Source organism: Devosia sp. YIM 151766, assembly GCF_030285925.1.
GTDB lineage: Bacteria > Pseudomonadota > Alphaproteobacteria > Rhizobiales > Devosiaceae > Devosia.
The window spans coordinates 2,740,321-2,754,889 of the sequence record NZ_CP127251.1 but is presented as its reverse complement, the minus strand read 5'-3'; the positions used below and the strand labels follow the sequence as shown (position 1 = coordinate 2,754,889).

Sequence of the window (14,569 nt, the reverse complement as noted above, 5' to 3'; positions counted from 1 at the left end):
CGCGTGTGGCATAAAGATTGACATATACTAGAAAAATCCATAAAGCTCGATATATGGAATCATCTCAGGCCATTGATGTCTTCGCTGCGCTGTCTCAGTCCACCCGCTTGGACGTGTTCCGTCTGCTCATGGAGCACGAGCCTGAGGGACTGGCAGCAGGTGAGATCGCCCGGCGCCTTGAAGTTCCGCAGAACACCATGTCATCACACTTGGCGATCCTGACACGAGCTGGCTTGATCGAAGCTGAGCGCCACAGCCGCTCGATCATCTATCGGGCAGTGGTCGAGCGTGTCCGAGAGATTGCCAGCTTCCTGGTCCAGGATTGCTGCGGTGGTCGCCCGGAACTTTGCGAACCCCTCGTCGCCGAATTCACCCCCTGCTGCTCTCCCAAGGAATCGAGCCATGTCTGATCGCGTCTATAACGTCCTGTTCCTGTGCACCGGCAATTCTGCTCGATCGATCTTGGGCGAGGCCATTCTCAATCACGTCGGTCAAGGCCGCTTCAAGGCATACTCGGCCGGCTCGGCGCCCAAGGGTGCTGTCCACCCGATGACGCTGGAAACGTTGACGAAGGTTGGCATTCCGACAGATAGCCTGCGCTCCAAGGCTTGGGACGAGTTCGCTGTGCCAGGCGCCCCGCAAATGGATTTCATCTTCACGGTGTGTGATAGCGCCGCCGGCGAAAGCTGCCCGATCTGGCCGGGTCAGCCGATGACAGCGCATTGGGGCATTGAAGATCCGGCCGCCGTCCAGGGCCCAGAGTTCAAGCAGCGAGCTGCGTTCGAGGACGCCCTGCGCTTCCTCCGCAATCGTATCGGCGCATTCATCAATCTGCCGATCGCCAGCATCGACCGCATGGTACTCAACTCCAAGCTTGAAGGTATTGGCGAGATGGATGGCACGACCACAAAGTCGTCCAAGGTCGCCTAAGCGGGCTCGCTTCAGCCTTATCCATCATACCCAGGAATAGCTTATGTCCATCATCGCAGCGCCCGGGCGCCTCTCCTTCCTTGACCGGTACCTTACCGTCTGGATTTTCGCGGCCATGGCACTTGGTCTGGCCTTGGGGTCATTGATTCCGGGCCTACCTGGTGCCCTCAATTCGATGTCGGTTGGGTCGACCAACATCCCGATCGCCATTGGCCTCATCCTGATGATGTACCCACCGCTTGCCAAGGTGAAGTACGAGGCCTTGCATGAGGTCTTTGCCGACAAGCGCGTACTGGCGCTCTCTCTGGTCCAAAACTGGATTATTGGGCCGGTGCTGATGTTCCTGCTGGCGGTGATCTTCCTGCGTGGCCATCCCGAATACATGACGGGATTGATCCTGATCGGGCTGGCCCGTTGCATCGCCATGGTCTTGGTCTGGAACAAGCTGGCAGGCGGCTCGAACCAATATGTCGCCGGGCTCGTCGCTTTCAACTCGATCTTCCAGATCCTGTTCTTTTCAACCTATGCCTGGTTGTTCCTGACCGTGCTCCCGCCCCTGTTCGGTCTCGAGGGCAGTGTCATCGATGTCGGGTTCTGGACCATCACGGAAGCGGTGCTGATCTATCTGGGCGTACCGTTTCTCGCAGGCTTCCTGACGCGGTTCTTCCTGATCCGAGCCAAGGGCAATGAATGGTATGAACAGGAATTCCTGCCCAAGATCAGTCCCATCACCCTGCTGGCGCTGCTGTTTACAATAGTGGCCATGTTCAGCCTCAAGGGTGGAGATGTGGTGCGCCTGCCGTTCGACGCTCTGCTGATTGCCGTGCCACTAACAATCTATTTCCTGATCCAGTTCACCGTCAGCTTCTTCATGGGTAAGTGGATTGCCAAGGATTATCCCCGGTCCACGGCTATTGCTTTCACCGCAGCTGGCAACAACTTCGAGCTGGCTATCGCTGTCGCAATTGCTGCGTTCGGCCTGGCATCCCCGGTGGCGTTTGCCGCTGTCATAGGTCCGCTTGTCGAGGTGCCAGTACTCGTTGTCTTGGTGCACTTAGCCTTGTGGCTGGGCCGCCGCTATTTCTCGGGTTCAGCCAAGCCGGCCACCACCTGAGCCTCACGCACAGTCCGGATTATCCCATGACCGTCACCATCTATCACAACCCCGACTGCGGCACGTCCCGCAACACCTTAGCAATGATCGTTCAATCGGGTGTGGAACCGACCGTTATCGAGTACCTCAAAACACCGCCAAGCCGCGAGCGCATCACCGAACTGGTGTCGACCGCCGGCCTGTCGTTGCGGGATGCCCTGCGCAAGAAGGACACGCCCTATGAGGAGCTTGGTTTGGCCGATCCAGCCAAAACTGATGACGATCTACTCGACGCTATCGAGGCGCACCCGATCCTGCTGAACCGACCGTTCGTTGAAACTCCAGTCGGCACCCGTCTGTGTCGGCCGTCTGAGGTCGTGCTCGACATCCTTGAGAACCCGAACATCGGGCCGTTCACTAAGGAAGACGGAGAGGTCATCATCGACAACGAAGGGAAGCGGCTTGTCTGATCTGCCCAATATCGTCGGCGATGCATTCCAGGTCCCGGATTTCTCCCAACTGACCGCTCCCAACCTGCCGCATAAGCCCCGCATCCTGATGCTCTATGGCTCATTGCGGGAACGCTCCTACAGCCGATTTTTGACCTTGGAGGCGCAGCGTTTGCTCGAAGCTTTCGGCGCCGAAGTCCGCATCTTCCACGCCAATGGCCTGCCGCTGCCTAACGATGCGCCTGACACTCACCCGAAAGTCCAAGAATTGCGGGAGATGATGCTGTGGTCTGAAGGTCAGATGTGGACCTCACCTGAACGGCATGGTGCTATGTCGGCCGTACTGAAAAGCCAAATTGACTGGATCCCGCTCCCTGGAGGTGCCATTCGACCAACGCAGGGCCGCACCTTGGGTCTGATGCAGGTGTCAGGCGGGTCGCAGTCGTTCAACGCTCTCAATCAGATGCGCATATTGGGCCGCTGGATGCGGATGGTGACGATCCCGAACCAATCTTCAGTCGCCAAAGCTTTCCAGGAATTTGACGAAGCCGGCCGTATGAAGCCGTCAAGCTATTACGACCGCGTAGTCGACGTTTGCGAAGAGCTCGTGAAGTTCACTCTGATCAACAGGGGAATATCCGGCTACCTGACCTCCCGTTACAGTGAGCGCAAGGAGGCGGCAGCCAAACTCGAGGAGCGGGTCGGCCTCCAGTCGATCTAGGTTACGATGGCCGATACCCATTCCAACGCCGGCGCCATCTGCGCCCTCGGCGTCACCCAGATTATCGGGTACGGCACGCTTTATTACAGCTTCAGCATCCTGGCACCCGGCATCGCCGTCGACCTGAACGTCGCGGTGGAATGGGTCTATGGGTGCATCTCGTTGGCCCTGTTGGCAGGCGGCCTGATCTCGCCATGGGCCGGCGGCTTGGCCGACCGACTTGGTGCCGGCAGGGTGATGTCTGTCGGCTCGATCGGCGCGGCGGCAGCGCTGGCGGTCTGCGGCCTGGCGGGCAGCACGATGACTTTCCTGGCCGGCATGATCCTGGTCGAGCTGGCGTCGGCCTTTGTGCTCTACTCGACGGCGTTCGCCTTCTTGGCGCAGACAACTGGCACACGGGCCAAGCGCAGCATCACTTACCTGACCTTGATTGCGGGGTTCGCCTCGACGATTTTCTGGCCGCTGACGACCTGGCTGCTACACGCGATGGACTGGCATCAGGTGTATTTCCTGTTCGCCGGTCTCAACCTGGCGGTGTGCCTTCCGTTACATCTATGGCTATCCCGCTTCGCTCGGATCGTCGCAGCGCGACCGGTGGATACCGTTGCAGACGTGGCCCGGGTGACCGTCGACAACGCCAACCTCGTCTTTGTCCTGATCGTCCTTGGCTTTTCCCTCGCCGGTTTCGTATCAGCGGCAACGCTGTTCCACATGGTACCCATGCTCGGACTGCTCGGGCTGGGGACCGCCGGCATCTGGGTGGCGTCCCTGCTCGGACCCGCTCAGGTGGCAAGCCGTCTTATCAACATGGGTTTCGGCAATGACCTGCCGGCGACGGTTCTGGCAGTAGTGTCTGCGATCACCATGCCTCTGGCGCTGGTCACGCTGGCAATCACGGCGCCTGCGACTGTTGGTGCCATCGCGTTCGCCATCGTGTTCGGCCTGGGAAGCGGCCTGTTCAGCATCGTATCGGGCACGCTGCCGCTGGCGATTTTCGGCAGGGCCGGCTTCGGCAAGCGGTTGGCTGGATTGGCATGGGACGACTGGGATTGTCGGCGCTGGCACCGTTCGCGCTGTCGGTCGCGCTCGGTGCCATTGGGCCCAAGCCGTCGCTGTGGATACTGGCGGGAGCCGGCACGCTATGCGTTGCCGTTTTCGCTGAGGTGTGGCGGCGCTGCCGACCCACTCGCCAGGCTACATTCGCACTGGAGAAGTGACCTAACCGAAACGACCCTGGATTGAGCGTCAGCTTCCGTATCGATCGCGCTGTTACCGGACAGTCCGAAATCCACCCCACAGCTGCCAGTTGCCTAGCGCTGACGGACAATGACACCGATGGTGTTGACGAGGACACGCGCAGCGGTGAGCGCCGATAACCCGTCGAGATCGGCCGGCGGCAATAATTCAACCAGATCCATTCCGATGATGCGTCCTCGTGTCGTGGCCCCGGCAATCAGATCAATCGCTTGAGTGTATCGCTCAGCGTCCGTGACAGACATCCAGCTTGTCATAGTGGTTCGCCAAATCGACGGACCACTGGTCGACGGTGGGATCCTTAGCCTGCTGCAGCGCTACTACTGCCGCCCGCGGTGGCGGCGCCAGGTTCGGACAATTACTCGTCACGCGCACGCTTGTGCAGCCGCTCAAAAGCATTGTCAGGATCCCGAGGCCGAGAATCGATTTCATCGTAGTGCTCCTTGAGATAGTCGCGGCGCTTCTGATCTCGCCGCTCAACTTCATCGCGGCCGTGCTGCCGCCCCTTTGCATAGATGCTCGAGCCGAGGCCGAGCGTGCCCACCGCCAATGCGAGCCGCCATCCGCCATAGCGCCAAGCGATGGCCACTGCCGCTGCCCAGATCACCAGCCACCAGTGCTGCAGCATCCACCAGAGTGCCCCGATCATGCCGGGTCCGCCTGTTTGCGTGAGAGGACGAAACGCCAGACTAGAACCCCGATCAGCGCCACCGCCGCGATCTGCAGAATCGGTTGGTCAGCCATGGCGCCGAGTAGGGCTGCAAAGCCGGCACCAAGACCGGACAGCCCGCCGGGATCCTTGACCAGCGTGTCTATGACAGAAGGTCTTTCCGGATTGGCTTTGCCCGGGGCAGGCTGGGGCAGTATCATGCCGGGCGCTTGCCCGAGCGCCAGCTTGGTCGCGCGATCCACCACGCCGCTGTCCGATTGTGGTTGGATTCCCATCTGCTCGCCCCAGATGCGACGGCGCCATCCGTTGCCGAATGTGGCGAAGGTCGAAAGGCCCTGCACGAAAGCCCAGCGCCGTGCGCACAATCGACTGACCAGGCCGGCAATGTCATCCACGCGGCGGATAGCCTCGAGCGTGATCGATCCGATGATGCCGTCAGCGCTAACGCCAAGTTCACGTTGCAGATCTTTGGCCGCGCGGGCCGGACCGGAATTGACGGCATAGTCAAACACCGCATAGTCAAGCCCAGTCGGCAGGAGGTCACCGCGTACCGTATCCCAGTACTGGGCTCGGTATATTTCCAGCGCCTCAGCCTTAGTGAGTGACCGGACGTCCGCCTTGGTCACCGAGCGGCCACGCCAAGCCGTGAGCGTCTTATGGGTAATGCCCATGTTGGTGGCACCGCCCGGATCGCGGGGATGGTCGACATAACCACCCTCGCTGGCGATGATCCATCGTTGAATATCCGCAGAAAACTCCGCCATGGTTGCTCTCCTTCGTTAGGCAATGAAAAAGCCGCCCGGAGGCGGCTTGGTGAAAAGATCGGTTTCGGTCGGAAGTGCCCTATCGGAGCAGGACCGGCAGGATGATCCAGAGCACGATGAAGATCACCAGCCCGACACGGATGGTATGAAGCGCATCGCGGTCTGCGTCGGACTTTTGCCGGCGCAGCAGACGTTCCTCATTTCGCATCATTTTCTCCTTCGACCTTTTTGTCGATCATGCGCTCGATGAGCGTCACGGCGATCAAGCCCACGAGAAAGGCCGCGGCGCAAAGCGTACCGAGTGCGCCGGTCATTTCCTCGGGCAAGTCGCCGATCCACGGCCGGAGCACTACAGGAGCCAATACTCCGACCCCGAAACTGGTCCCAGAGCCGATGAAAACGACGCGCATACCTTCGCGCCAGGTCGTTTTCAGGGTTGCGGATCGAACGGCGCCGCCAAGGGCCCCGAAAAACGCCAGCAGAGCACCCCGCTCGTTGAAGATTTCCCTGAACAGACTTGGTTCGTCACTCACGAATGCCCCCGTGTACCTTCGAGCGATGCCAGAGCACGCTTATGACTGGATTGCTCAGCTGGGTCGGCCAATGGCGATGACATGGTAGCGCCGCGGTAAGACGTCTCGTCCGATGGCTGCTATGCGGTAAGCAATACCGGATAGTCCGAGCGGGTTACGGCAATGTCATAGACCCGGCCGCTCACATTTACGGTCTGGCCTTCAGCCGTGGTTTGCAATTGCACCGCGACAAGGATCGGCCCATCAATACCGGCTGTGCCTGCCTTCCAAGAAATACTAGTCCGGCCGTTCCCCGGATCGGTGAAAGGCATGGCTTCGCCGTCCACACAAATTCTGACGCCGGGGCCGTTAGCGCGAATATTGCCATTGCCGGACATCTTTAAGGTCAGCCAGCAGTTTTGCCCGCCAGCGAACCCCCAGATGCCAGAGCCTGAAAGGTCCACATATTTGCCAAACGCATCCGTGTTAGTCGCCACGGCGATGTCGTTTCGGGTGGCGGTCACTCCGGCGATGGTGCTTGCCGTGACATCGGCAAATACCGGCCCGACGCGGCCGCCGTTACTCAAAGCAGGAACCAGAGGCTGGGCAGCAGCGGCGATGGCGGCCAAGGTCTTGGGGGTGCTATCGATAGTCACCGTGCGACTTCCCTGCACTTTCAAGGGAAAAGAACGGTAGCGCGCCGTAAACTGGCGGGTGATGTCGCTGTCATAGGGGATCGGTATGCCCGTGCGAGCGGACAGCAGATCGTCCAATGCCCGATAGCCAATGCTGTCCGGATGGATGAAATCACCAGAATAAGTGCCCGCCGACAGATTGAGGCCGCTGACACTCGAGTAAAAGGTCGCGGCATAGGCGGGGATATCCGCGTCATTGCGGTTAACACCATCCCAATCCAGTACCCATACGCCATTGTCGTTCTGGGCGAGTATGTCCGCCTTCAACTGATTAAAGGCAGTATGGTAATTCGCATTCCCGGCATCGTTGGGCATGATGAAGTGCCCGGCCATTTCGATCGCATAGATTACCGGGACGCCCGCCGTCCGGTAGCCGTCGAGTAGATCACCCAGCGCGGTCGCGAAATCGCCGCCGCGCACCCATCCGCCAGCAGAGGCAAGGGTGCCGGCATCATTGACCGTATGGGTGATGATAACCAGATCGAGATCGGGAACACCATGCCAGGCGGCAATGCCGTTGCCGCCGTCGATGGCGATCCCGTCGACTAGGCTGCCGGTCTTACTGCGCAGCACCACGGCATCGCGTAGGGTCGAGCCGCCGAGGGTGAAATCCTCAACTTCGACTCCGACGGCCAGCGTGTTGCGGCAAAGATGGCGCTCGATGTAGCAATAGCCGCTGGGTGGCGGTGTGATGATCAATTCGTGGGGGCCGAGCGGAAGGTTGAAGCGGGCCATCTGGCCATATGCCTGTGCACCTGCCGCGCCGACCGAGTGTGAATTCCCATCGATCGTCACGGTGAACTCGGCGGCGTCCATTTCCTGGGACCAGAACAGGTCGAGCTGATCTCCATAGACAATTTCACGGATCGGCACCGAACTGCTTTGACCACGTAGCCGGATGTGCCCTGCGCCGCCAAAATATTGGCGATACCAGCCCTGAAACACACCATCATAGGTGCCCCCTAAGCCACCATAAATCTGTGATTGTGAGCCAGCATCGCCCCATTTGTTGCGGACGGTTTCCTTGAATTTTTGAAACGTGCCGTAATCCCGCTGGGCCAGTGAGGTTCCGAACAGACCGATGCGATAGCGGCCAGTTAGTGCCTTGCTGAAGTTGAATGGATCACCCATGTCGTGGCTATTCCCGCCGATATACTCGACGACTTCGATATAACCAGCGGATCCCGCGCCACCGGCTTGACCCATGGCATTGTCGGCCACGGCGCCGCCGCCGCCGCCGGCACCATGCCCGAGGCCCTGCTGGCCGGTCGCGTTGCCGGAGAATGCTTGCCCGCCCGACCCAAATGGCGAGGCCGCCCCCGCGCCGGCGAGGTTATTCTGGGCATCCAGGCGAATGCCGCCAGAGCCGGGTTGACCGGCGACGTTCAGATCCCCGCCGGAGGCATTCTGGCCGTAACCACCCTCCACGACCTGTGCCATGTTGCCGGTCGTTTGCCCGCTTCCACCGGTTCCACCCTGCGCTTCGAGGGTCCAATTTCCATCGCTTATGGACGTCACCCCGCCGGCCCCGCCGTTGCCGCCTATTGATGCTCCGGCCGAGCCGCCAGCGCCGATGGCGAACGTCAAGGTCGCTGCGGAGACACCGGTCTTAAACGCCTCGACGTAGGCGCCGCCAGCACCACCGCCCCCGACCGCGCCACCCCCAACGCCGCCTTGAGCACCACCGCCGCCGCCGCCGCCCCCGACAGCCTTGATCAGCACGGCCGTGATGTCCGAACCCAGGTTCAAACTCGTTCCGGAATAGAGGCGGATGATAGATTTGAGTGCATATCCCTCGCTACCACCGCCTCCGCTGGTCACCGGAGCCCAGGCCGACCCGTCGAACGCGAGTAGCAAATCCTCATCAATCACCCAGCACAGCCAGCCTGGGCGGGGATGCAGTTTCATCCAGACGCCATCGGCACGATAGGCGATGTTCCAATCCCAGCCCATCCACGCACCACTGCCACCCGACGCGACAAGATATCGGTCGCCGTCAGATGGGGAGCCAGGCGGCTCCGCCAAATCGCGATCCTTCACCGCGAGTTGGACCATTCCGTCGAGCAACCGGATCGACTCATTGTGGGTGACGTGTTTTTGCGCTTGGCTCGCCGAGATGTACGGCAAAAGCAGGTTGGCGGAGTCGCTCATGACGGCCCTCTAGAAATGAAGCGTGGTGATAAAGGGTGATCCCCGGCCATAGGCCGGCGAGAACTGGTAGATGACGATGTCCAGCGCCGCGCCGGTCCCCAGTGGCGCCCCCCAATCGCTGGATTGTTCGGCGCCGGTATAAACCACCGAGGGGCTGGCGCTCGAAAGCGTCCGCAGGACAGATGCACCATCGAGAATGTCGACCTCGTAGGCTTCGGCCTCTTCGCCCAGCGGAATCTCGATCGCCTCCCAATTGTCGCCATCGAGCGCGCGAGTGCGTCGAAGCCATGTGATCGCGAGATCGCCGGGAACCCGCGCATAGCGCCAGGGCTGACGCACATGGTCGCCCGAGAAGGGCCGAAGCCCCACGCCATGCGCGGCGAAGCTCTGCGCCACGAAAGCCGGATCGGTGTGCGGCTGGACCGATGGCCCGATGCGCCAATTATAGTCGAGGCCCACCTCGGCGGCAGTGAGCGGCACCGGCATCAAGGCGGTATCCAGCACCACGACGCGCGCGCCGGCAGCGGTCGGGCGGCCCATCGCCCCCTCGGTACCGCGCAGGCCGCGCAGCAGGCGGGTGAGCCGGTAGTGCCCCGCGGCCAACAACTCGGCTTCGGCGAACTGAACGACTTCCCAGACGCCGGGTTCACTCTCGATGGCCAGCGCATTGGAGCCGCCCAGCACCTGCACATCTGAGAGAGACTGCAGCGTGCCCGAAAACAGATCGACATAGAGCTCGTTGCCCAGGTCCCACCGCCCGGTCGGACCTGAATAGAAGTCGAACGCCACCTCTCCAAGCCGCGCCGAGCCGGTGAGCGTCATCAGCCGCGTAAAGCCGTCCTCCTCGGGTGATCGATAGACCGCCAGCGCGCCAGGCCATGGCGCGGCATATCCGGCCAAGAGCGGCTGATGCGCGGCCTGCTCGGCCCGCAACTGCGGCACGTCGAGAAACGCCACCACCGGCGGGCCGAAGGTAGGCGGGCGAGGGATATGTACCTCGCGGTCACCCCCCGATGGCACGGCAAAGCCTGCCCGATCCTGCCGCATAGCGGTCAGCGTGCGCACATCCGCATCGTTGGCCGACAGCAGCCGGAACTCGTAAATCCGGTCGTCATGGATGATCTCGACCACGTCACTGGGATCCAGCGCGAGGCGCGAGGGGGGCAGGCGGAACGATGATGTCTCGCGACCGACCCATGCCTCCATCAGCGCGCGATTGACGCGGCGCTCAGCCTCCTCGGGCGGCACCGAAAACGGGAAGCTCTCGGCCACGATCCGCGCCGCATCGGCGGTGCGCCGGCGTGCCTCGACCGTTGCCGCATCGTAATTCTCATCCGAGCGCGCGATCGTCCATTTGAGCGAGAGCGGCAATTCGGTTTCCTGCGCCCGCTCGAACTCGATCACGTCGCCACGCTCGCCCTCTGCCGCGACCAGATCGGCAAGCTCGAGTTGGGCTGCAGCCTTGCGGCCCCGCATTCGGAAAACGATCTTGCCGCCGCTCTCCACCGCGTCGAACCCGAAATGCCGGGCGAGCTGGCCCAGCGAGGCGCGGGGCGACTCGAGGGCACTGATGCTGTACCCCTCGAGGCTTCCCCAGACACCCGAGACATCAATGCGATTGGCCGGGAGATCCGCCCGCTCGCAAAGCGACCGGATCAGCGCCTGCAGAGAGACCGAGCCCAGCCGACCGTTGAGCCAATGGCCCAGCCGCCAGTTGGCCCCGTCGCTCCACACATCGGCGAGTGCCGGGAACCATGGGTAGGGCCGCGCATCCCACGTCCATGCGGCGGAATCCGCGACTTGGATCATCCGCCCGGAATAGACGCTCGAGGCGGGATTATTCGCGTTGTCGCCCCAATAGAGCAGGGTCGCCTCGAGATAGGCACGCTGCACCCCGTCGTCGCGCCATCCGCGCGAGAAATACGGCACGAACGATTCCGAGGATTTAGGATCATAGAACACGTTGGGCTGGTTCGGCCCCATGTCCACCGCCGGGCAGCCATACTCGGTGAACCGGAAGGGCTTGCTTTGGGGAACCCACGCGGTCGGCGCGCCGGACTCGATCCCGCCGGGCCGATGATAGTGCCGATTGTTCCACCAGGACCGGAGATCCTTGTAGCGGAAAACCCAAGGCTTACCGGCACTATCGGTGATCGGCGTCCGCTCCTGCGCGTTCCGGTCAGCAGCGTCGGCATAGTACCAGTCGAAGCCTTCACCGCCCTCAATGTTCGATTGCAGATAGTCGCGCTGGTAAATCGCATCGAACTCCTGCGCATCGGCATGGTCGAAGCCCGGACGCCAGTCCGATAGCGGCATGTAATTGTCGATGCCGATGAAATCGATGTTCCCATTCGCCCAGAGTGGGTCGAGATGGAAGAACACGTCCCCCGAGCCATCGCTGGGCTGATGGCCGAAATATTCGGACCAGTCCGCGGCATAGCTGATATCCGTTCCCGAACCCAGGATGGCCCGACAGTCGGCAGCCAGCGTGATCAGATGGCTCACCGCCGGATAGGCCGACCCGCTGCTGCGCACGGTGGTTACCCCGCGCATTTCCGAGCCGATCAGGAAGGCATCCACCCCGCCGGCCGCCGCGCACAGATGCGCGTAGTGCAGCATCATGCGCCGCCACGACCACTCGGTAGGACCGTGATAGGAGACGTTCGTGCCGCTGACAGCGAAATCGGTCCTGGCAGCATTGCCGAAGAACGCAGCGATCTGGCTGGCGGCGGCGCCGGTCTTATCGACCGTCCCGGCAAAGCCGGCGGCAGGCGAGCAGGTGATGCGGCCGCGCCATGGGAAGGCGGGCTGCTCGCTGCTGGCGGCATTATCGCTATAGGGATTAGGTAGATTGTTGCCGGGCGGGACGTCCATCAGGAAGAACGGATAGAAGGTGACCCGCAGACCGCGCCGCTTGCACTCCTGAATGGCTTGCACAACGCTGAAATCGGCAGGTGTACCACCATAGATTGGACGATCGTCGTCGTCCCGGCTCACCAGATGCGCCGCCGCCCGTCCTACACCATTGACCGACCAAGGCCGGCTTGACGCCTTGTTTCGGACCTCCACACCAGGCCGAAGATCACAATGCCCGGCGCGCAGGTCATCGCCGAACCAAGAGACGACCAGATAGACGTGCTGGATAGCGGGCACGGACGCCTGCAGTCGATCGAGCGCGATGCGGAAATCGGCTTCATGGGTGGCGTTGGTATTTTCCGGAATGGTTTCGCCCCGCCCGCCATCCCGGGTGATCTTTTCGGTGGCATAGATGAACTCGCCGCTGGCCGGAATGACGGTCACCGCGTTAACGAGGCCCTCGGCGGTGTTGGAATCCGCCAACGGCCGGAACACCTCAAAGGTGAGCTGCGGGATGCGGTTGCCGAAGCGCTCGAGCGGCAAGTCCTCGAACACCACATAGGCCGTGCCGCGATAGGCCGGCGTGCTCGGACCGGAGCGCGACACGATGAACGGATCGGGGCTCTGGCTCTCGGTGCCGCGATGCAAGCGCCAGGTGACGTTCTGCAGGTCCATGGGCTTGCCGTCCGCCCAAATCCGTCCGATGGCCCGGATTGGCCCCTCGCAGACCGCCACCGCGAACGACGCGTAATAGAGATATGTGGTCGTCTCGATAGTCCCGCTGCCACCGCCCCCCTTGCCGCCGCCCTGCCGCTCGGTCACAACCTCCTCACGGAAGTCGGTAGCCCAGATGACGTTGCCGCCGAGGCGATGCCGACCGAACACCCGGGGGATCACTGACCCCTCGCTCGAGGTGGTAATGCGCGCGGCATCGAGCCGTGGCCCTTCGATGCGCTGCGTATCTGGACCGAAAAGCTGGCTGATGACCCAGCTATCGACCATCGAGCCGATGCCCGCGCCGATGGCCCCTCCGATGGCGGCCGCCGAGATGCCAAGAACCGTACCGCCGATGGCCCCGCCGAGAGCGGTCCCGGCGATGCCCAGCGCGATAGCCGCCATATCTCTCTATCTCTTGGTTTTCGCCCGCGGGCGGATTGGATAAACAAAGGCGAAGGCGATCCGCCGCCGCCAGGACTCGGTCATCGGCTCCTCGACCACGCCAATGCGGTCATAGGCATGCACGAAGGTGTCATCGGTAGTGAGGATGCCGCAGTGCTTGGCGATCGCGCCGTCGCGCATCCGGAACAGCAGCATCGCGCCGGGCCGCAACAACTCGAGCGGCAGCGGCACCATCCACGCCAAAGCGCCCGTTGCCAGCACTTCAACCGCGCCGGTCTCGCCCCAATCGCGAGTGTACGGCGGGATCCGCGTCGGCTCCGGCCCGACGACCTCCCGCCAGACACCGCGCGCAAGCCCAAGGCAATCGCACCCCACATCCTTGACCGACGCCTGATCGTGGTAAGGCGTACCGATCCAGCTTCGGGCGGCGGCGATGACGCGGGCCGCGGCCGCGCCGCGCGGCGCCTTCACAGCACGCCCCCGCTATGGCCGCCATCCTTGGTCGCATAGCGCAGGATAGCGTCATGGCCTGGAATGGTGGGGAAGCCCCGGAAATTGACCACGTTACTAAACTTCGTGCGGCAAGTTCCGAGGGCCTTGTCGCAACCGGCGCGAATGAGGAAGGTATCGCCTGCCTCGATGCCGCGCACCGGTTCCTCGAGCAGCGCGACAGACACCACGCCACCGGACACCGAATGGCTTGCCGCGTCTGCCCGCCGGCCGTTATTCGCCCCGCTCGTCCACTGGATCGTGCCGAGAGAGAACAGCTCCGAGGCAAACGAGCCCAGGCCGCTCGCTGTGAAGGCCCGCCCGCCCGAGAATGCGGCCACCGCTCCGGTGCCGCGATAGGCGCTGGATTCGAGGTTTATCTTGCAGCGGCTGTCGCCCAGATCGGCGTCGCAACTCGCCTGATAGACCCGGCCCACCGTCTGGTTGAGCACATGGGCCAGCGAACGCATTTCAGCGACGAAGATCGAACGCCCCCGGCGGACCTGTCCGATATTGCCCTGCCGCATAAGAACGCGCTGGGACACGTTGCGCCAATTCACCCGCCATACCTCGACCACTGCATTGTCCCACCGGCCGTCAAGAATATCGGTCTCGGTAATGCGGTCCGAACTCAAGACGCCTTCGGCATCCTGCGCATCCACTGCCAGATCGCTGCCGGTGCGAATTTCCGACGCGATGAAGCCCGAATCCGGCTCGAAATCGGTCCCGAGGAAGGCCAAAACCCGGTCGTGATCAGTGAAGCCGTGCACCACTCCATCACTTCGGGTGATCCGCCAGCACCAGGCGAGTGTGGTGGCTCCCGAGTCCAGATGCGCCTGGAGACCGGACGAAATTGCCTTCATCGT

At 62.2% G+C, this 14,569-nt stretch carries 14 protein-coding genes and 1 pseudogene; 6 read left to right on the top strand and 9 right to left on the bottom strand.

Annotation, left to right across the window (positions count from 1 at the left end; translation table 11 throughout):
* Positions 1 to 53 precede the first annotated feature (53 nt).
* From O9Z70_RS13570 to arsK, 6 genes are read left to right on the top strand one after another with little or no spacing between them, the layout of a single operon-like run.
* Complete coding sequence (locus O9Z70_RS13570) at positions 54 to 410, top strand: ArsR/SmtB family transcription factor (RefSeq protein ID WP_286019977.1); 357 nt, start codon at positions 54 to 56, stop codon at positions 408 to 410.
* Positions 403 to 930, top strand: coding sequence for an arsenate reductase ArsC (locus tag O9Z70_RS13565; protein WP_286019976.1), 528 nt, complete (start codon positions 403 to 405; stop codon positions 928 to 930). Before O9Z70_RS13570 ends, O9Z70_RS13565 begins: the two co-directional genes overlap by 8 nt.
* Positions 931 to 973: 43 nt before the next feature.
* A complete protein-coding gene (arsB, locus tag O9Z70_RS13560) occupies positions 974 to 2,044 on the top strand; it encodes an ACR3 family arsenite efflux transporter (protein ID WP_286019975.1) in 1,071 nt (356 codons plus the stop codon).
* A gap of 26 nt (positions 2,045 to 2,070) precedes the next feature.
* Positions 2,071 to 2,493, top strand: a complete 423-nt coding sequence (gene arsC, locus O9Z70_RS13555; protein WP_286019974.1) for an arsenate reductase (glutaredoxin) — start codon at positions 2,071 to 2,073, stop codon at positions 2,491 to 2,493.
* On the top strand, positions 2,486 to 3,193 hold the full coding sequence (arsH, locus tag O9Z70_RS13550; RefSeq protein WP_286019973.1) for an arsenical resistance protein ArsH: 708 nt from the start codon (positions 2,486 to 2,488) through the stop codon (positions 3,191 to 3,193). The genes arsC and arsH overlap by 8 nt, the downstream gene beginning before the upstream one ends.
* Before the next feature lie 6 nt (positions 3,194 to 3,199).
* On the top strand, positions 3,200 to 4,435 hold the full coding sequence (gene arsK / locus O9Z70_RS13545; RefSeq protein ID WP_286019972.1) for an arsenite efflux MFS transporter ArsK: 1,236 nt from the start codon (positions 3,200 to 3,202) through the stop codon (positions 4,433 to 4,435).
* Between the two features lie 68 nt (positions 4,436 to 4,503).
* Here the strand turns inward: arsK and O9Z70_RS13540 are convergent.
* The 9 genes and pseudogenes from O9Z70_RS13540 to O9Z70_RS13500 form a co-directional block, all read right to left on the bottom strand.
* Positions 4,504 to 4,668 (bottom strand): annotated as a pseudogene (locus O9Z70_RS13540) (arginase family protein); the annotation flags it as partial.
* A 137-nt stretch (positions 4,669 to 4,805) separates the two neighbouring features.
* Positions 4,806 to 5,096, bottom strand: coding sequence for a hypothetical protein (locus O9Z70_RS13535; RefSeq protein ID WP_286019971.1), 291 nt, complete (start codon positions 5,094 to 5,096; stop codon positions 4,806 to 4,808).
* Positions 5,093 to 5,881: a glycoside hydrolase family 108 protein gene (locus tag O9Z70_RS13530; RefSeq protein WP_286019970.1), complete on the bottom strand. Its 789-nt coding sequence runs from the start codon at positions 5,879 to 5,881 to the stop codon at positions 5,093 to 5,095. Before O9Z70_RS13530 ends, O9Z70_RS13535 begins: the two co-directional genes overlap by 4 nt.
* A 79-nt stretch (positions 5,882 to 5,960) precedes the next feature.
* The gene (locus tag O9Z70_RS13525; RefSeq protein ID WP_286019969.1) at positions 5,961 to 6,092 is read right to left on the bottom strand and encodes a hypothetical protein; all 132 of its coding nucleotides are present in this window, start codon (positions 6,090 to 6,092) and stop codon (positions 5,961 to 5,963) included.
* Positions 6,079 to 6,414, bottom strand: coding sequence for a hypothetical protein (locus O9Z70_RS13520; protein ID WP_286019968.1), 336 nt, complete (start codon positions 6,412 to 6,414; stop codon positions 6,079 to 6,081). Before O9Z70_RS13520 ends, O9Z70_RS13525 begins: the two co-directional genes overlap by 14 nt.
* 119 nt (positions 6,415 to 6,533) lie before the next feature.
* Entirely contained in the window at positions 6,534 to 9,239 is a 2,706-nt protein-coding gene (locus tag O9Z70_RS13515; protein WP_286019967.1) for a DUF2793 domain-containing protein, read from the bottom strand.
* A gap of 9 nt (positions 9,240 to 9,248) precedes the next feature.
* Entirely contained in the window at positions 9,249 to 13,214 is a 3,966-nt protein-coding gene (locus O9Z70_RS13510) for a baseplate multidomain protein megatron (RefSeq protein WP_286019966.1), read from the bottom strand.
* Between the two features lie 6 nt (positions 13,215 to 13,220).
* A complete protein-coding gene (locus tag O9Z70_RS13505) occupies positions 13,221 to 13,685 on the bottom strand; it encodes a C40 family peptidase (RefSeq protein WP_286019965.1) in 465 nt (154 codons plus the stop codon).
* Entirely contained in the window at positions 13,682 to 14,566 is an 885-nt protein-coding gene (locus O9Z70_RS13500) for a phage/gene transfer agent baseplate hub protein (RefSeq protein WP_286019964.1), read from the bottom strand. Before O9Z70_RS13500 ends, O9Z70_RS13505 begins: the two co-directional genes overlap by 4 nt.
* Positions 14,567 to 14,569: the final 3 nt, after the last annotated feature.